13 protein-coding genes are annotated in these 18,239 nt (G+C 65.2%); 9 read left to right on the forward strand and 4 right to left on the reverse strand.

Annotated features, from left to right (window positions below):
• Nucleotide 1 precedes the first annotated feature (1 nt).
• The gene (locus E3T47_RS00100) at nucleotides 2–955 is read left to right on the forward strand and encodes a glycosyltransferase family 2 protein (protein ID WP_134553637.1); all 954 of its coding nucleotides are present in this window, start codon (nucleotides 2–4) and stop codon (nucleotides 953–955) included.
• Here E3T47_RS00100 and E3T47_RS00105 read toward each other — a convergent pair.
• Nucleotides 952–2,229, reverse strand: a complete 1,278-nt coding sequence (locus E3T47_RS00105; protein ID WP_134553638.1) for an oligosaccharide flippase family protein — start codon at nucleotides 2,227–2,229, stop codon at nucleotides 952–954. The genes E3T47_RS00100 and E3T47_RS00105 overlap by 4 nt on opposite strands.
• Before the next feature lie 98 nt (nucleotides 2,230–2,327).
• The gene (locus E3T47_RS00110) at nucleotides 2,328–3,281 is read right to left on the reverse strand and encodes a hypothetical protein (RefSeq protein ID WP_134553639.1); all 954 of its coding nucleotides are present in this window, start codon (nucleotides 3,279–3,281) and stop codon (nucleotides 2,328–2,330) included.
• 231 nt (nucleotides 3,282–3,512) lie between these two features.
• Here E3T47_RS00110 and E3T47_RS15710 point away from each other — a divergent pair, with 231 nt between their 5' ends.
• The 5 genes from E3T47_RS15710 to E3T47_RS00130 all read left to right on the forward strand — a co-directional run bounded on the left by E3T47_RS15710 (nucleotide 3,513) and on the right by E3T47_RS00130 (nucleotide 9,601).
• Nucleotides 3,513–4,835: an O-antigen ligase family protein gene (locus tag E3T47_RS15710; protein WP_166805558.1), complete on the forward strand. Its 1,323-nt coding sequence runs from the start codon at nucleotides 3,513–3,515 to the stop codon at nucleotides 4,833–4,835.
• Entirely contained in the window at nucleotides 4,832–5,902 is a 1,071-nt protein-coding gene (locus tag E3T47_RS00115; protein ID WP_166805559.1) for an acyltransferase family protein, read from the forward strand. The genes E3T47_RS15710 and E3T47_RS00115 overlap by 4 nt, the downstream gene beginning before the upstream one ends.
• Nucleotides 5,899–6,960, forward strand: coding sequence for an acyltransferase family protein (locus E3T47_RS00120; protein WP_134553641.1), 1,062 nt, complete (start codon nucleotides 5,899–5,901; stop codon nucleotides 6,958–6,960). The genes E3T47_RS00115 and E3T47_RS00120 overlap by 4 nt, the downstream gene beginning before the upstream one ends.
• A gap of 92 nt (nucleotides 6,961–7,052) precedes the next feature.
• The gene (locus E3T47_RS00125; RefSeq protein WP_134553642.1) at nucleotides 7,053–8,114 is read left to right on the forward strand and encodes a right-handed parallel beta-helix repeat-containing protein; all 1,062 of its coding nucleotides are present in this window, start codon (nucleotides 7,053–7,055) and stop codon (nucleotides 8,112–8,114) included.
• A gap of 242 nt (nucleotides 8,115–8,356) precedes the next feature.
• Entirely contained in the window at nucleotides 8,357–9,601 is a 1,245-nt protein-coding gene (locus tag E3T47_RS00130) for a right-handed parallel beta-helix repeat-containing protein (protein WP_134553643.1), read from the forward strand.
• Between the two features lie 83 nt (nucleotides 9,602–9,684).
• Here E3T47_RS00130 and E3T47_RS00135 read toward each other — a convergent pair whose 3' ends face one another.
• Nucleotides 9,685–10,200 carry an FAD synthase family protein gene (locus tag E3T47_RS00135; protein ID WP_134553644.1) on the reverse strand — a complete coding sequence of 172 codons (516 nt, stop codon included), beginning with the start codon at nucleotides 10,198–10,200 and terminating at the stop codon, nucleotides 9,685–9,687.
• A 312-nt stretch (nucleotides 10,201–10,512) separates the two neighbouring features.
• Here E3T47_RS00135 and E3T47_RS00140 point away from each other — a divergent pair, with 312 nt between their 5' ends.
• Entirely contained in the window at nucleotides 10,513–12,366 is a 1,854-nt protein-coding gene (locus E3T47_RS00140) for a WD40 repeat domain-containing protein (protein WP_134553645.1), read from the forward strand.
• 89 nt (nucleotides 12,367–12,455) lie between these two features.
• On the opposite strand, the gene E3T47_RS00145 is transcribed toward E3T47_RS00140, so the two are convergent.
• A complete protein-coding gene (locus E3T47_RS00145; protein ID WP_134553646.1) occupies nucleotides 12,456–13,535 on the reverse strand; it encodes a glycosyltransferase family 4 protein in 1,080 nt (359 codons plus the stop codon).
• A 222-nt stretch (nucleotides 13,536–13,757) separates the two neighbouring features.
• On the opposite strand from E3T47_RS00145, the gene E3T47_RS00150 reads away from it, so the two are divergent.
• Both E3T47_RS00150 and E3T47_RS00155 read left to right on the forward strand, forming a co-directional pair.
• A complete protein-coding gene (locus tag E3T47_RS00150) occupies nucleotides 13,758–14,471 on the forward strand; it encodes a hypothetical protein (RefSeq protein WP_134553647.1) in 714 nt (237 codons plus the stop codon).
• Nucleotides 14,472–14,615: 144 nt separating this feature from the next.
• The gene (locus E3T47_RS00155) at nucleotides 14,616–18,203 is read left to right on the forward strand and encodes a PKD domain-containing protein (RefSeq protein WP_134553648.1); all 3,588 of its coding nucleotides are present in this window, start codon (nucleotides 14,616–14,618) and stop codon (nucleotides 18,201–18,203) included.
• Nucleotides 18,204–18,239: the final 36 nt, after the last annotated feature.

An 18,239-nucleotide genomic window follows, 5' to 3' on the forward strand; every position in this document is an offset into this window, starting at 1 on the left:
CATGACCGACTCCATCTTCGCCTCCCTCGCCGTCGTCGTGGTGAACTTCGGGTCGGTCGCACTGCTCGAAGAGAACCTGCAACCGCTGTCCCGATCGGCGCCGGGCCTCTCGGTCGTCGTCGTCGACAACTTCACCGACGCGGCCGAGCAGGTCAGGGTGAGCGCGCTCGCCGATCGGGAGGGCTGGCAACGTGTGCTGTCGCCGACCAACCTCGGGTTCGGCGGCGGCATGAACCTCGGCGTCGCCCTGGCCCAGCAGAGCGGGCGCACCCATTTTCTGCTGTTGAATCCGGATGCCGCCATCGCCGTCGACCAGGTCGCCCGCTTACTCGAGGTGGTCAGCCTGCATCCACTCACCCTGGTCTCGCCCCGCATCGTGCGACCCGACGGCACGGTATGGTTCGATGGCAGCGACCTGTACCTCGACGACGGTCGCGTACGCGCAACCCGCAGACGAGCGGACCACCCCGGCGTTCGCACTACCCCGTGGCTGAGCGGGGCCTGCCTGCTGGTCAGCGACGAACTCTGGTGCCGGGTCGGCGGGTTCAGCGACGATTATTTTCTGTACTGGGAAGACGTCGAGCTTTCGCACCGGGTGCTGCGGGCAGGAGGAGACGTTATGGTCTGTGCTGACGCGCAGGCGACGCACGCGCAGGGCGGCACCCAGGGCGCCGGTCAGCACAGTGCCGGCCAGGCCAAGTCCTACTCCTACTATTACTACAACGTACGCAACCGCCTGGTCTACGCGGCCCGCAACCTCGACGGCCTCGACCGGCGACGCTGGCGCCACCGCAGCGTGCAGGTTGCCTGGGAGGTCATCTCCCGCGGGGGCCGACGGCAACTGCTCACCTCGGTGCAGCCGCTCATTGCCGCGGCTCGGGGGTTGCGTGACGGCCTCGCCTACCGGCCGGTTCCCGCGGCCAGACCAACAGCGGCATCGACCCGAACGACCTAGCGCTTGCGCCGTCGGGTGAACCGTTTCGCGTACTCGCGCAGGGTCACGAAGTCCATGCGTCGCACGCCGTAGAACTTCAGCGGGTTGATGCCGAATTTGCGATAGAGGAACACCAGGTTCATGTTGCTCGAGATCAGGTTGCCGGCCAGCGTGGCCAGCGCCGCCCCCATCGCCCCGAGCAGCGGTGCCAATACGATCAGCATTGCAATGTTCACCAGGCAGGCGATCAGCAATGACACGCTGCGCAGGCCCGGGCGACCGCGCGCGCTGAGGCCGGAACCGCCGATCGAACCGGGTGTGCCGAGAACCACAGCGGCGAGCAACACCACGGCCACCGGCAGGGCCGGCCGAAAATCCTCACCGAACAGAAAAGGCAGCCACCACAGCATGGTGACACCCAAAAACAGGGCGGCCAGACCGCTCAGCAGGGTGCTGATGCGGGCGGATGACGCGAGCCGCGCGTCGACGGAATCGGCCGCATCCGCCACGAAGGTCACGTCACGCACCGCCTGGTTGATGATCAGCGGGAGCTCGCTCACACTCACCGCGACCACGTACAGCCCGAGCTGGTAGGTACCGGCGATGGGCGTCATGAGTACCTGGTCGAGCCGAGACAGCAGAATTCCCGACAGTGAACCGACCCAGATGCGCAGGCCGTAGCTCAGCAGCCCGGCCGTGCGCGCCTCCCGCGGCACGTCAAAGGCGCGCGGCTCGAGGGTGCGCATGCGCCCGATGTAGACGAACAGGCCGGTCACCGGCATCGCCGCCACGGCGATCGTCGCCACGAGCGGCGTCAGCGTGCCGGTGAGCCAGAACGGAATGAGCACAGCCAGCCGCAGTGACGAGGTGATGATGCGTTCCAGCGCGACGAGCCGCCAGCTCTGGGTAGCGGAAGCCACCCCGCGGAACACTCCGACCAGCAGATTGGGCACGATGGCCAGGCAGGCCACCAGGATGAGCTGCTGCACCGTCGCATCGCCGCCACTGAGCCAGGTGGCCGACAGGGTGACCGCGCCCATGGCGAGCAGCCCGGCGATGACGATAATCAGCATGCCCCGGTTCGAGGCGTTGCGCGCCAGGGTGGGGTTGCGGGCGATCGCCCAGGTGACCGCCTCCGGAACACCGAAGGTCGCGACGGTGACCACGAGGGCGAGTGGTGCGGTGGCAGCGGCCACCGCACCACGACCGTCGACCCCGAGGGCCTGGGCCAGGATCGGTCCAGAGAACAGCGCGACGAGCGGGGGAAAAGCGTTTCCGATCAGCGCAATCGTCATGTTGCGCGACACCGAATTGGTTGCGGGTGGCCTGGATGATGGCCGCTCATCCGGCCGCTGGGCGGATACCGGCGCGCGAGGTCGCCTAGGCGCCACCGCTATTCACCGCCGCCGGGGGCAGCGGCGGGGCCCTGCACGTTCTGCACGAGCGGAACCGTTGGCAACACGCCTGAGTCGCTGGGGTCGTCGCGCAGCATCCGCTCTCGTTCGCGCTCGCCCACGCATGCCGCGAACTGCTCGTCGTTGCCCCCCTCGGTCACGTTCTGCCGATAGAGGGTGCCGCGCTGCGAACCCGGAATCGCCGGGTACTCCGCCTGTCGCTCGCCGACCTGGCGCGCGCGAATTCCGTGCCGCACGGCCACCGCATAGACCCACAGATCGTCGGCCCGCGGGGCGACCCGCAGAAAGGCGTCTCCCTCGCCCCGCAGGGCGGCGAGCAGCGAGAGTGGGTAGTAGATGCCAGAGACACCGGTGCAGAGTGTTCGAAAACTCGCGGCGGTGCTGCGGGCGGCGACCCACCGGGCGTACGGCGCCACCCGGTCGCCGTCGAAGGTGATCGTGTGGGCGCGTTGGCCGGTGACGTCGCGCGGATGCCGCGCGGCCGCCTCGAGAAGTTCGGCCAGCCATCCGCGCGGGTACAGCACGTCGTCGTCGGCGGCCACCAGGGGCAGCGTCGGCCCGGTCAAGGCATACGGATATTGCTTCTTGTGCGGCCCGAAGTTTGGACAGGAACGAATCTCCAGGCCCCGACGCTGCAAGCGACGGAGGGCGGCCGGCGGGTGTGCGAGTGCCGCCGTATCATCGAGCCACAGGATGAGGCGTCGGGGGCGAACGCGCCCGGCCGCGATGGTCTCGAGGGCGTAGAACACCAGATCGATCCGATGGTCGAACGAGGTGAGGTTCACCACGACGGCACCCGACCCGGCCACCGAGCGACGGCTGAACCGGTTGGTCGATCGCAGGGCGGCGAGCCGCAGCCTGATCGCCGCGCGCTGCGCGAGGTCGACCGGGTCCCGGCGCAGGTCGGCTACGAGCCGATCGAATTTATACATGACCACAGGCAGCTTCCGGTCGCAGACTGAATATCCCTCACGAAATCTGTACTATACAGGCCGCACCGCCCGTGGCCGCGCCCCCCCTCTCGGGGGGATGAAAATCCCTCAGCTTGCGGGGCATTGCCCTTGTTGCTTCTGCTCAGGGCCGTCTATTGTTATGCACGATGCGGCTGCGCAACAGGAGTCGGTGCCCGAATCGTTCCTGTGCGGCCCGGTTGGTGGTGGCTAGTGTCCTTCGAGGTGCGCTCCAACAAGACCGCAGTACGCCCCGTTCCGGTGGCGCCACCGCGCACCCGCGCGGGCCGTTTTGTGCAGCAGGCGCCGCCCATCGTCAACAAATTCATCGCCGTGGTCGTTCTGGTCATCGTGGCCATGCGCCTCGATATCGGCCAGGGCATCACCGTGGGCGCGTTGGCCTGCGTGGCGCTGATTCCCGTGTGGTTCCCGGTGCTTCGCCAGTACTGGGGCGCCCGACTGCTTCTGCTCGCCGGGGTGGTCGCGATCGGCTCAGGCATCTGGCTCACGGCGCTGTCGGCTCCCACGCACGACACGAGCCTCGGCCAGGCGTTCGGCGCGATTGCCGGCCTGGTCGGGCTGCTCTCCGGCGTCGGATTCGTGCTCTGGGCGCGCACGGTTTTGCCCGACTCCCAGATCGCGATCTGGTATGGAGCTGGAATCCTGATCGGTGTTTCCCCGACGAGCGAGCTCTACGCGGAAAACCCGTGGCGATTCGGCTACTCAGTGGCCCTGACTATTCTGCTACTCGGAATCACCCTGCAGCTGCGTCGTCGCTGGCTGGAGCTGGCCGTCGCCCTGCTGCTCACCGTTGTCGCCACCGTGACGGATGCCCGATCCACGTTCGCGTTCATGCTTCTGACGGTGCTGTTGGTCGCCTGGCAAATGCGCCCCACCCGCCCCTCGCGTGGCAAATCCGCGCTGCGTGCCCTGCTGGGACTCGGCGCTCTCGCCCTGGTCGTTTTCAAGGTGATCCAAGCACTCATCCTCGACGGGGCCCTCGGTGAGGCGACCCAGCAGCGCACCCTCGCCCAGCTCCAGGAGACCGGTTCCCTCATCATGGGTGGCCGTCCCGAACTCACCGCGACGATCGCCCTTATGCAGCATCAGCCGTGGGGGTTCGGCGTGGGCATTGCGCCCAATCCCGAGGACATCCTGGCCGCCAAAACGGGTATGGCCGCGATCAACTACGACCCGAACAATGGGTACGTCGACAACTACATGTTCGGCGGGCACGTCGAGCTGCACTCGATCATCGGTGACTTCTGGGCCGGATTCGGCCTCCCCGGGCTACTACTCGCCCTGATTATCCTCGTGCTCATCGTGCGCAGTATCGGCGTTCATGTCGCGGCCAATACCGCCAGCGCCGTGCTGCTCTACCTCGGGATCAAGGCCGTCTGGTTCATGTTCTTCGGCCCCTTCTTCAGCTCCTCGGTCTTGCTCGTCCTCGTTCTCGGACTGCTCATCACCCGCAAGAAGCCGGCCACGACGGATGCTGCCCTCCTGTTCCCCGCGCCGGTTCGGCTCCGACCGTGAGCGCCACCAGGCCCGCGATCGAACGCATTGGCTGGGTGGACACCGGCCGGGGAATCGCTATCCTGCTCGTCGCCCTGTTCCACTCGGCGAATTGGCTGCTTGGCGCTGGTTTCGACATCCCGTACTGGCGCGAAATCAACGACGCTCTGTCGTCGATGCGCATGCCCCTGTTCTTCGTGTTGTCCGGGCTGTTCGCCCCCAAATGGCTGCTCAGACCGTGGCGCGACCTGTGGACGGTCAAGGTGCGCCTCTACCTCTGGGTCTTTCTGCTCTGGGAGGTCGTCGGCTCGGTCGTGTTCCTGCTTGGCCAGACCATGAAGGGCGAAGGTTTCGGCCTGCGCGAGGCGGTGCTGGGCCTTGTGGTGTCCCCGGTGCTGCCGCGGTTCGAACTCTGGTTCATCTGGGCGCTGTCGATTTTCTTTGTCGTGGCCAAGCTCAGCCGGCGGGTGAACCCACGGCTGCAACTCGTGATTGCTGGCGCAGTGTCTGTCGTGGCCCTGAGCGGGCTCGAGACGGTCAATGTGGGCTGGTCCGGCTCGCTCAAGTACTACTTCTTCTTTCTGGCCGGTATCTACCTGCGCACCTGGATCATTCGCGTCGGCGAGATCGACAACCGGCTGCTCATCGGGGCCGCCCTGCTCCTGTGGGCGGCCGTTACCGCCACCGTGACGCTGCTCGGGCTGAGAGACGTCTTCGGTCTGTATTTTCTGAACTGCCTTGTCGGTGTGGTCGGCGGCATCGCGTTCAGCCGCACCCTGCGCGGCGCGCACTGGTTCGGTACCGTCGGGCGCATCACCCTGCCGATTTACCTGGCGCACACCCCCATCGTCATCTTGATTTCCTTCGTACTTTCCCTGCCAACCTTCTTTGCAGTGGTCGCAGTGATCGCGCCCGTTTTGCCGCCTTTTCTCGCGGTCACAGCGGTGCTGCTGGCCCTCGCGCTCCACCGGTTCGCCGCACGCAGCGTGCTGCGATACGCCTATGAGCCGCCGCCGTTCGTCACCGAGTTCGACCAGCGCCGCGGTCGCTCGATTCGCCCAGCCCGACCGGGCGAGGAGGCGACATGAGAGCCGCACCGGCACTGGGGCCAGGCCGGGAGGCGTGGATCGACGTCGCAAAGGGAATCGCGATCATCCTGGTCGTGCTGTACCACGCCATCATGTACCTCGACGAGGCCGGGTTGGCCGGCGCTCTCGCCCCGCTCAACCCGTTGTTCGACACATTTCGCATGCCCCTCTTTTTCTTCATGTCGGGAATTCTGGCCGCGTCCGCTATCCGCTTGCCGTATCGGCAGTTGTTTCGTAAGCGGATGTCGCTGCTCCTGTACCTCTACATCACGTGGGTCACACTGCAGACGCTGTTTATGCTCGTCCTGCCGCCGATCAGCACGTCGGGAGCGCCGAACGCCACCTGGGCCAGCCTCGTCACGCTGTTTGTGCGCCCGAGCTCCAACCTATGGTTCATCTACGCGCTGCCGTTGTTCTTCACCGTGGCCTGGCTCATGCGCCGGTGGCCGCCGCTCCTGCAGGTCTCCCTGACCGTGGTCATTGCCGTGCTGTTCGGTGCCCAGCTGCTGCACACTGGTTCGCCATGGGACAAGATGGGCAAATACCTCGTGTTCTTCATCGCCGCGATCTATCTGGGGCCGCTGGTGCGTCGCCGCGTTCCTTTCGTGCGGTGGTGGCACGTCGTCCTGATCTGCCTCGGCTATGCCGGCCTGGTCGTCGTCACCACAAAATTGACGCTCACCAGGGTTCCGTTCGTACTGTTGGTTCTGAGCGCGCTCGCCGTCGTCGCGGGCATCACCGTCGCCGTGTTGCTAACCCGTCTGCCGGCCTTTGATTTCGTGCGTTCACTCGGCTCGCGCACCCTGCCGATTTACCTCGTGCACACGCTCCCGATGGTGGCGCTCGCGGCCATTCTCGTCGCCTTCGATGTGCGGATGCCGCCGGCTGTAGCAACCCTCCTGCCGCCGCTGCTTTGTGCCGGGGCCATCATGCTCGCCGTGGCGCTGCACCGGCAGTTTCACGCGGTTCCGGGCGTCTTCACCGTACCGGTCAAATCCTGGGTCGGCATGCCCCCGCGCGATGTGATCGCGCCGACGCGCAAGGTTAATTTGACGTAATTTCATTTTTGGGTAACACTCTAATAACTCTCGGCGACTCCCTGCGGTTGCCTCGCCCGCATACCCGAACGTGCACCACCCGAAACGACTTCATGACCGACCGTATCTCACGTTCCCATCGCCGACCATTGACCGTGACCCCGCCGCATTCCCGTGGCGCCTCTCAACACGGCCCTGCCGTGCACCGTTTCGATCCACCTCGTCCCGACCTCACCCGCCCCGATCTGCCGCATGCACATCGTCTGGGCCGTACTCGGGCCCGAGTCACGACGACCACGCGAACCCCCACGTTTGTCGCCGCAGCTACCCTCGCCGTCCTCCTTCCGCTGGCCGGTTTGGCCGCTCCGGCCCAGGCGGCAAGCGCGGGCATCGTTCGCGCTGCTACCGCGAGTGCCAGCACGACCGGAGTCCCTTCCGGTACTACCCTGAGGGTGCACAACGGCGATCTTAATATCACCCAGGCCGGTACCGTTATCAGCGGCTTGGACATTCGCGGCCTGGTCAAGATCAACGCGATCAACGTGACGATCAAGAACTCGATCATTCGCGGACGAAGCGTTAGCGCTCCCGCCGCGCTGGTCAATAACCTCGGCGGGCGCTCTGGTCTGAAGATCATCGACTCGGAGTTGTATCCGTCGATGCCGTCCCCCGATATCAATGGAATCTACGGCTACAACTTCACGCTGACCCGCGTTGATATCCACGGCGTCATTGATGGTGTTCACGTGACCGGCGGTAATGTCACGATCGCGAATTCCTGGCTGCACGGCAACCTGCACTACGCCAGTGACCCGAACCAGGGCGGAAAGCCCAGCCATGATGACTCCATCCAGATTCAAAAGGGCAGCAACATCAAGGTGTACGGAAGTACCCTGAGCGGTTCCCACAACGCCGGGGTGCAGATCACGCAGGACACCGGGGATGTCTCGAACTTCTCCTTCACGAATAACTTCGCCGACGGCGGCGCGTGCACCATCAACGTGGCCCAGAAATCGTATGGTCCGATCTACGGCACCGTCGTCACCGACAACAAGTTTGGACGCAATACCAGGGTGGCCAACTGCGCCATCATCTCGCCCAGTACGACCAAGATCAGCACGGCGCGCAACTACTACACGCCTGACAGCCAGCCCGTAACGGTGCACGCCGGCTAAACCATCCTTCACGCGCCCCCTGATTCGCACGGCGCATCTCTATCGCGCGCCGGCGCCGCGATGCCCTCGGTGCCCCCAGTCCGGGCTGGCACTTCGGGCATCCACGCGCTCCTCAAGGTATTCATAACCTTCCGTTTGACCCGCTCCTGTCGATACGGAATGCTGTACCCACTATCGGCGGCTCCCTTCAGCTGCCCCGCCCAACACGTCCCGAAACGTGTGCAGGACACGAAATCACCCCTATGAAACTCAACCCGAATATTCTCATTGGCTTACCCGCCCCCAAGAAAGCTCGTTCACCCTTCCGTCGTGCGCACGCGACGGCTGCTGCCGCTGTTGCGCTGGGACTGACCGGCACCCTTGTTGGCATCGGTCCAGCCCAGGCCGCACAACAGTTAGGGGCGGAATACGCGATCACGCCGTGGGGTGCCGAACCTGCGGCCCCCCCCGTGGCCGAATCCACCCCGGGATCGGGCCTGACCCCGGCCCAATTGCGCTGGCTCATGGCGAAGTTGTTTCCGCCGATCTCGCCGGCTCCAGATCCGATCTTTATCCCAGAGCCCCAACCGGCGCCGGTCCCGGTCCCGGTCCCGGCGCCGGCGCCGGCGCCGGTGCCCGCTCCGGTTCCATCCCCCGCTCCTGCTCCGGTACCTGCCCCACTGCCGGCGCCGGTGCTGGCCCCCGTTCCGGTGCCCACTCCGCCGTCGACCGGCGGCACACCGAACGGCAGCAACACGGGAGTGCCGGCCGGCACGGCGTTGACGGTGCACAATGGCGACCTGACAATCACCCGGGCCGGAACCGTCATTGACAGCCTCGACATTCGCGGCATGGTCAAGATCGAAGCGCCCAATGTCACGATCAGGAACTCGATCGTGCGCGGACGAGACCTCAGCGGCCCAATGGCCCTCATCGGCAATCTCGGCGGCCATGAGAACCTGCGCATCATCGACACCGAGCTGTTTCCCTCGAAGCCGTCACCCGACGTTCAAGGGATCTACGGCTACAACTTTGAGGCGACCCGTCTCAACATTCACGGTGTCATTGACGGTATTCACCTGACCGGCGGAAACGTCGCGATCATAGACTCGTGGGTGCACGACAACCTGCACTACGATCGGGACCCGAATCAGGGCGGAACGCCGAGTCATGACGATTCCATCCAGATCCAGGAAGGGTCGAACATCCTCATCGAGGGCAATCGGTTGACCGATGCATGGAACGCCTCCGTGCAGGTCACCCAGGACCGCGGTGACGTGTCGGATCTCACTATCACAAACAACATTGCCGACGGCGGCGGATGCTCGGTCAACCTCGCCGAGAAAGCGTACGGTCCCCTAAACGGCGTGGTCGTCAGCGACAACACCTTCGGCCGCAACACCCGGGTCGACGATTGTGCGGTGATTGCCCCTTCGTCAACGAAGGTGCAGATGGCGCGCAACTACTACACGCCCGATGACACCCTGGTGGTGGTGCACCCCGGGTAACCGGCTGAACAGCGAAGAGGGGCGGATTCTCGTGCACTGTACGAGAACCCGCCCCTCATTAGTTCGGCAGAAAGGCGCGGGATCTACGAAGTGCCCTCGATCGCCTGAGACTGCCAGCGGGAGGAGGCGTCCGGTCGCGTCAGCGCATCAAGCGCTCGGCGCAGCATCGTGCTCGAGGTGTTGACGGTGTACGGAAAGTAGACGACATCCACACCGACAGTGGCGAACTCGTGCTCAAGACGGGTACCTTTCGGTGTGCCGCGCCAGTCGTCGCCCTTAAAGAACACGTCGAAGCGCAGCTGGCGCCAGGTCTCCATCTTGTCTTCAACGACCTCGGCGACGGCCTCATCGACGTAGGAGATGTGCCGCACGATCTCGAGGCGTTCGAACAATGGGACCACCGGGGTGACGCCTTTCGTCAGCTCGAGCATCTCATCGGAGACGACACCGGCGATCAAGTAATCACACTGGCTCTTGGCGTGCTTGAGGATATTCAGGTGCCCCACGTGAAAAAGATCGAACCCGCCGGCGGCGTAGCCGATGCGGAGGGGGCCGGCCTCATCGGTGCCGGAATGGGAGACGGGTTGTTCTGCGGCCATCGAGTGCTCGGATTTCTCTCAAGCTGCCCCGCGAACGCGGCAGAAATCGGGTGGGAGAGGTAGGGACAGTGAGGAATCCTAACGTCTATCCGGCGATGTGACTAGGGTTTAACGCGATGCGTTCCACCTGCGAGCAGTCAAATCCCTGGCCGCGAACGCTTTTTCTGCCGCCTAACCCATCGTGGCAACTTTACTTTTGCGGGTTGGGGCAAAAAGGAAACTGAGTATAATTCTTGAACTGCGGGGGTCGTTTCGAGGCCGCCGACCAAGAGAAGATGAGGCTCTTCTATGTTCAGGCGTTTCCGTTCCCCCATGACAGCCATTGTCGCGGCGGCTGTACTGGCCGGCGCGATATTCACCGGGACGGGAGCGGCCCAGGCCGATACGTCACCCCCCAATGCTTCAACCCCCAGGACCGTGGCAGCGGATGCCTTGCCCACAGCGCAGATCAACGGCGTGGTGTGGTCGCAAAAGATCGTGGGAAACACGGTCTACGTTGGCGGTGAATTCACCAGGGCCCGCCCGGCGGGGGCATCCGCCGGCACGAGCGAAGTTTCGCGCAATAATCTCATGGCCTACAACCTGTCGACCGGGGTGATGACTTCATTCAATCCCAGCGTGAACGGTGTCGTGCGGGCGATCACCGCGTCGCCCGACGGATCGCGTATCTATGTCGGTGGTGGCTTCAGCACTGTTGGTGGAGTCGCGCGCACCCGGCTCGCGGCGTTCAGCACGGCTACCGGCGCGCTCCTGTCCGGCTGGAATCCCACGGCGAATGGCACAGTCCGGGCCTTGGGTGCGTCCGGAAGCACTGTGTATGCCGGCGGAAGCTTTACGTCGACCAGCGGGCAGAGTCGTCAAAAGGCAGCATCCTTCAGTGCTTCCACCGGTGCGGTGGGAACCTGGAAGGGAACCATTCCAGACGGTGCCGTCAATGCGCTGACGATCTCACCGAACGGCGACCGCGTCATCATCGGCGGTTCATTTACCTCCTACAACGGAGCCACGACCCCCGGCTACGGAATGGCCGCCACGAACTCGAGCACCGGTGCTGCCGTCGCGTGGAATATTGGCAAACTGATTAGGAATGCCGGCCCCAACGGGGCAATTCTCTCCCTCACCTCCGATGCCGACGGTGTCTATGGCACCGGCTACGATTTCGGGTCGGGAGCAATGTTCGAGGGTACATTCCGGGCCAGCTGGAGCAACGGCAACACTGTCTGGATCGAAGACTGCCACGGTGATACGTATTCTGCAGTACCGGTCGGCAACGTCGTGTACACCACCGCCCACGCGCACTTCTGTGGCAATATCGGAGGGTTCCCGGAGACGAACCCGCGCAGTTATCACCGCACACTGACCTTCAGCAAGGCCGCCACCTGTACTATCACCCGAAATGTAACGGGCGGCAGCTACTTCAACTTCGAAGGCCGGCCGTGCCCCACTCTGTTGGCGTTCTACCCCGACATCAACACGGGCACGTTCACCGGCCAGGGCCAGGGGCCCTGGAACGTCGCAGCCAACTCCCAATACGTTCTCTACGGGGGCGAGTTCACGATCGTGAACAACAAGCGACAACAGGGCCTCACGCGTTTTGCCGTGTCGTCCATCGCGCCCGATAGGGAAGGTCCCAAGGCTACGGGCACCAGTTTTCAGCCCACGCTCAGCACTCCGAGTGCCAACTCTGTGAAGGTCACCTGGAAGTCCAACTACGACCGTGACAACGAGCAGCTCACCTACCAGGTGTTGCGAAACGGCGTCGTCGTGCGCACGCAGACGGGGCTGTCGGTGGACTGGAGGCGGCCGACCATTAGCTGGACCGACACCGGGCGATCCGGAGGCACGTCGTACACCTATCAGGTGCGGGCCACTGATCCCTTCGGTAACACGGTGACCGGTTCGTCGGCAAGCATCAGAGCGACGGGTGCGGCGAACAAGGAAGCGCCGGCCGCAACCATCACGCCGAATGCGCCAGCGGATGCCCCCGACGCGACGGTGACCCCGGACATCTTGCCGGTGCCAGAGGTCGTGCCGGCACCGGTGCCGGACCCGGACATCCTGCCGGTGCCAGAGGTCGTGCCGGCACCGGTGCTGGAGCCGGACCCGGGCGTCAAACCGCTACCGGATGACGAACCGCTGCCGATCCCCGAGGTGCCAGCGGACTAGATCTGCCAGCGGTAGCACCGATCCGCCGTTGGCTCAAATCTGAGGGGACCGCCTGGTTGTCGGTCGGCCCCCTCAGATTTGTGCTTGTGTCACCGCTTGCTGCGCGCGATGACCTCGGCGATGAGGTTACGACGGCGGTCCTCGGAGAACAGCGGGTTGACTTGGGCCGGCTGGGGCAGGGGGGCGTGCGCTTTGAGTGCCACGGCCAGACGGACGAGCGCGGCGGTGATGTCGAGGACAGGTCGATCGGTGCGGCGCACTCCGAGGCCGCCGACGACCGGAAGGACTTCGCCCGCGCCGCCGTCCGCGAAGCCGACCGAACGCACGCCGACCCGCCAAGCTTCGATCGGCACCAGCCCAAACGGTTCCGGTGTAGACGGAAAGCAGGCCACCGCATCAATTTCCTCGGCGATGGCCGCCACCGACGCCGCTTCACCGCGGTACTCGATGCGGGGGTCGTCGTGCACGAGAGCCTGAACGGCTTGCAGGGCCTCGTCTTGGCCTGGGTAGGGTGCGCCGAAAAGGAGAAGACGCCACCCGGCACCGGACAGTGCTGACGATTGGAAGGCCGCAGCCACTTCCAGGTGCCCCTTGTGCCCATTGACCCGCCCGACGACGGCGAGCGTCAGCGGATCATGCAGGGAGCGGTCAGGTACCGCCCCGACAGCAGCGAAAACCGGGGACATAACCGTCAGGCGATCCCGGCCAACCCCATGGTTGTGCAACCAGGCGGCCGTGGCTTCACTGCACGCGCACACCGGAAAGCCTCCGGAGGCCAGCAAGGTTCGCACGAGAAGCCCGCCGACACGGCCCAGCAGCAGCTCGTGCACGGAGACGTAGAACCGGCGGCGCCTCAGTCGCAGCACGGGAATGTACGCGCTCAGGGCCAGCGTCCACAGCACCACGACGTCGGCATCGGCCACGTCGTGGCGCAGGGTCAGCGGGTGCAGCAGGTCGGTCAATTTGCTGCGCCGCAACACCACCAACGACGGGTCAACGACGACCGACACGGTGGCACCGAACTGGGCCAGCTCCGTGGCCAACGGGCCCGTGTGCGGCACCACGACGAGTACGTCGTGTCCGAGGCTCACCAGACACTCCACTTCCTGACAGAGCACCTTGGAGGCGCCGTAGGCATCATTACTGCCGTGCAGAATGGCAATTCTCATGTCTGTCGCCTCGTTGGTCGCGTGGTGATCGAACGCTGGTCGGGTGCTTTTTTTCACACTGTACAGCCTGAGGGGGATGCCCCCGGGCGGGGTTCACCTGCCCCCTAGGAATGCGGGTGAACCCGTGTATTAATGGCTGCACCGTAATAATGCCCGCATCAGTCCTCCCTAAATCATGAATCTGCCCCGATCGCAACCAGCTGAGCAACCTGGAGTTTCACCATGTCAGTGCGTCCCCCCGTCGATGACAACACCGGCCAAAAGCCGGCCGCTCGACGACGTGTGTGGTGGAGCGTCGCATCCGCTGTACTCGCCGCGGTCGTTATTGTGCTCGTCGTCGCCGGGGTCGCGGCCTCCAACAGGACCGCCTCGGAAGCGGCGGGAAGCAGCGAAAGTTTCACACCGAGCCCGCGGCCTACCGCTGCGTCAACACCCACGCCGAGCGACGTGTCCTCCACTTCTCCGACACCCACCGCACCTCCGACCGTGGCTGCTCCCTCGCCGACCGAGGCTGCCGAGGAACCGGCTCCGCCGGCCGCGCAGGCTCCGGTGCCACTCACTGAATCCGCCGCGGCTGTTCCCGGCGTGGTTTTCGGTGTCGGTGCGCTCGAAGCGGTCGACGGGGTTGCGCGCGGGCCGGGCGAGGTGGGTGGGCCGTCCTTGCGTTTCACCGTGACCGTGCGCAACGACACTCCCGACACCGTGCCCCTGACGTCGACGGTCGTCAACTTGTTTTTCGGCGCCGAGCAGAGTCCCGCCACCGAATTGACGGCTTCGGGCGGCGCGCCGTTCCCCTCATCGGTAGCGCCGGGGGCGACACAACAGGGCGTCTTCGTCTTTGCCGTACCGTCTGACCTGCGTGACCAGGTGCGCATAGCCGTGGACTACTCCGTCGGCGTGCCGATCGTGCTATTCGAGGGTGCAGCTCCGCGCTGACTTGCGCCGTTCTCCACCCCCTGCAGGCTACCTGCAGCGTGTGCCCCGGACGGGGGCATCCGATAGTGACGGATTCTCACTATACTCCGAAGAATGCGGTGGCTACCCGACGTCCCCGCACCTCGTCCCGAGTAAGGAATCTTCGTGCGACCTCTCCCTGTGTCTCGCCTGCACGTCAACCGGCCCACGGTCTTGTTGCGCGACGCGCCCCGATCTCGGGTCTCACTGTCGCTGCGTGCCGGCTGGCTCAGCCTGCTGACTATCCTGGCCATGCTCGTCGGGGTCCTGACTGCACCGCTCGCCGCCCAGGCTGACACTGCCCCAGTGGATGCTGGCACTCCCGTGACTTTCGCGGCCGACGCGCTGCCCACGGCCCAGATCAACGGCGTCGTCTGGTCCCAGGTGATCGTGGGCAACACCGTCTACGCCGGAGGCGAGTTCACCAGGGCTCGGCCGGCCGGCTCTGCCGCCGGGGTCAACGAGGTCGTGCGCAACAACCTCCTCGCTTACAACCTCACGACCGGCGTACTGGTTGCGAGCTTCAATCCTGACCTCAATGGTGCCGTTCGTTCGCTCGCGGCATCCGCTGACGGTACACGGCTCTACGCCGGCGGGTTCTTCACCACCGTCGGAGGGGTGACCCGCTACCGCCTCGCCGCGTTTGATACCGCCAATGGGTCGCTCGTGCCATCCTGGGCGCCGACGGTCAACGCCTCGGTGAAGACCCTGGTCACCTTCGGCGATACCGTCTACGTGGGCGGTGTGTTCACCTCGGCGAGCGGTATTGCCCGCAACCAGATGGCCGCGTTTGCCGTCGCCGACGGCGCCATTCGCGACTGGACCGGCAACCCGGCCGGCGGGTCGGTCAACACCATGACGATCTCGCCGGACGGCGCCAAGATTCTCATCGGTGGCTCCTTCACGTCTTATAACGGCGGTGACGCTCCCGGCTACGGCATGGCCGCGACGGACGCGGTCACCGGTGCGTCGCTGCCCTGGGCCGTGAACGCCGTGGTTCGCAACGGTGGTCTGAACGGGGCTATCACCAGCCTGAGCTCCTCGGCCGACGGCGCGTTCGGCACCGGCTATGACTACGGCAGCGGGGCGAATTTCGAGGGCACCTTCCGGGCAAACTGGAGCGATGGTTCGCTCGTTTGGCTGGAAGACTGCCACGGTGACACCTACTCCGCCGTTCCGGTGGCCAACGCCGTCTACACGACGGGTCACCCGCACTACTGCGGCAATCTCGGAAACCTCGGCGGCCCGGTCGAGACCAGTCCGCGCTCGTATCACCGCACCCTGACCTTCTCCATGGCGGCCACCAGCACGCTCACCCCGAATGCGGTCGGCAGCTACGCCAGCTTCACCGGCCGGCCGAGCCCAAGCCTGCTCACGTTCTACCCCGAGATTAACTCCGGCAAATTCACCGGCCAAGGCCAGGGCGCATGGACCATCACCGCGAACACCGATTACCTGCTCTACGGTGGTGAGTTCACCAACGTCAACAACAAGGGTCAGCAGGGCCTGGTGCGCTTCGCGAACAAGGTGATTGCCCCCAATAAGGAAGGACCGCGCGTGGCGAACGCGGCGTTCGCCGCATCCGCTTTCGTGCCGACCGTCGACTCGCTGTCGACTGGCACCGCTCGAATCGGCTGGAAAGCAGCCTTCGACCGGGACAACGAACAGCTCACCTACGAGGTGCTGCGCGACGGTGTCGCCGTGGGCACGGTGAAAGGTTTCTCGACCGACTGGTCTCGACCGGCCATGGGGTTCACCGACAGCGGACTCACGCCGGGCCAGACCTACACCTACCGCGTGCGGGTGCAGGACTCCTTCGGCAATGTCAAAACCGGCAACCCCACCAGCGTGACCGTCTCTGGTTCCGGCGAGTACAACGCCTACGCCAAAACTGTTCAGAGCGACTCACCCTCGTCGTACTGGCCGCTCGGCGAACCCACGGGTACGACAGCCTATGACTGGGCCGCCGCATCCAACGAAACCACGGGAACCGGCGTCATTCGAAACGTCGCGGGCGCGCTCGCCGTTGATTCGGGAACCGCCTCGCGGTTCAGCGGCACGTCCGCCGGAACCGCCGCCTCATCAGCCTTTGAAACCCCTCGGGGCGCCTTCACCGTCGAAGCCTGGGTGAAGACCACCACCACCCGTGGCGGAAAGATCATCGGGCTCGGAAATGCCGTGAGCGGTGCATCGACGGCCTACGACCGCCAGGTCTACATGGACAATGCCGGCCGCCTCTGGTTCGGCGTGAAGCCCGGCATCCTCCGCACGGTGAACACGACCGCGTCGTACAACAACGGCCAGTGGCACCACATCGTGGCGTCGGTCGGTGCCGCGGGCATGTCGCTGTTCGTCGACGGCGCGCTCGTGGCCCAGCGCACCGATACGACATCGGCGGCGCCGATCCAGGGCTACTGGCGCATCGGAGGCGACAATCTCAGCGGGTGGACCAGCCGGCCGGCGAGTGATTACATTGCCGCCGACATCGACGAGGTCGCCGTCTACAACACGGCTCTGAGCGCCAGCGCCATCGCTCGGCACAATTCGATCGGCCGATCGGGGCCCCCGGCCAACGTGGCACCGACGGCCGCGTTCAGCAGTGCGATCGCCTACCGCGACCTGAGCGTTGACGCCACCGGATCCACAGATTCCGACGGAACCATCACGAGTCACGTCTGGAACTTCGGCGATGACAGCACCGCGACCGGAGCCGCCGCCACACACTCCTACGCGTCCGCTGGCAGCTATCCGGTCACCCTCACTGTCACCGACAACTCGGGAGCCAGCTCGGTGACGACCCGAACGGTCGAGGCTACCGACCCGCCGGTCAGCGTGGCGCCGACGGCAGCGTTCAGTTATCAGGCCACACCGCTCGCAATAATGACGGATGCCTCCGCCTCAACCGACAGTGACGGAACCATCACCGGGTACAGCTGGGACTTCGGTGACGGGAGCAGTGGCACCGGCGTGACCGCATCACACACTTACGCAGCCGCGGGCAGCTACGAGGTGACCCTTAGGGTGACCGACAACTCCACAGCGACTGGGCAGGCCGTGCAGACGGTCGAGGTGCCGGCCGTGGATCCGAACACCCCACTGGCTGCTGACGCGTTCTCCCGCACCGTCGCGACCGGCCTGGGAGCCGCCGACACCGGCGGAGCCTGGACCACCACCGGTACGGCATCGAACTATTCGGTCAGCGGCGGTGTCGGCCGCCTTCAGGCCGCGGCCGGTGCCACCGTCAACGCCTACCTCTCGGGCGTGTCGCTGCTCGACACCGACATGCTCCTCACGACGACCCTGCAACAGGACGCGACCGGATCCGGCGCGTACACTTCGTTGATCGGCCGCCGGGTCGGTACCGACGACTACCGGGTACGCATGAAGAACCTCTCGACCGGGGTGGTGCAGCTGCAACTCATGCGCGGCGCCACGAGCCTGAAAGCGCAAAACATCGCCGGGCTGACCTACACGACCGGCAGCGCGATGCAACTCCGCCTGCAGGTCACCGGGTCTGCACCGACCACCATTCGTGCCAAAGTCTGGGCCCTCGGCGCTCCTGAACCGGTGGCGTGGCAGATTACGGCGACGGACTCCACCGCCGCGATGCAGACAGCCGGTGCCGTCGGTCTGGCCTTCTACCTGGGATCGACCGCCACCGTGACACCCGTCACCGCCACCTTTGATGACCTGATCGTGAAGCGTGCCAATTGATCCTGGCCCCACCCACGAGCCGACCTCTTTGTTCCC

The sequence above is a fragment of the Cryobacterium ruanii genome (genome assembly GCF_004404055.1).
GTDB classification, from domain to species: domain Bacteria; phylum Actinomycetota; class Actinomycetes; order Actinomycetales; family Microbacteriaceae; genus Cryobacterium; species Cryobacterium ruanii.

Coding starts and splice junctions, on each gene's coding strand:
- E3T47_RS00100 (WP_134553637.1), top strand. CDS start 2: ATGACCGACTCCATCTTCGCCTCCCTCGCCGTCGTCGTGGTGAACTTC.
- E3T47_RS00105 (WP_134553638.1), bottom strand. CDS start 2,229: ATGACGATTGCGCTGATCGGAAACGCTTTTCCCCCGCTCGTCGCGCTG.
- E3T47_RS00110 (WP_134553639.1), bottom strand. CDS start 3,281: ATGTATAAATTCGATCGGCTCGTAGCCGACCTGCGCCGGGACCCGGTC.
- E3T47_RS00120 (WP_134553641.1), top strand. CDS start 5,899: ATGAGAGCCGCACCGGCACTGGGGCCAGGCCGGGAGGCGTGGATCGAC.
- E3T47_RS00125 (WP_134553642.1), top strand. CDS start 7,053: ATGACCGACCGTATCTCACGTTCCCATCGCCGACCATTGACCGTGACC.
- E3T47_RS00130 (WP_134553643.1), top strand. CDS start 8,357: ATGAAACTCAACCCGAATATTCTCATTGGCTTACCCGCCCCCAAGAAA.
- E3T47_RS00135 (WP_134553644.1), bottom strand. CDS start 10,200: ATGGCCGCAGAACAACCCGTCTCCCATTCCGGCACCGATGAGGCCGGC.
- E3T47_RS00140 (WP_134553645.1), top strand. CDS start 10,513: ATGACAGCCATTGTCGCGGCGGCTGTACTGGCCGGCGCGATATTCACC.
- E3T47_RS00145 (WP_134553646.1), bottom strand. CDS start 13,535: ATGAGAATTGCCATTCTGCACGGCAGTAATGATGCCTACGGCGCCTCC.
- E3T47_RS00150 (WP_134553647.1), top strand. CDS start 13,758: ATGTCAGTGCGTCCCCCCGTCGATGACAACACCGGCCAAAAGCCGGCC.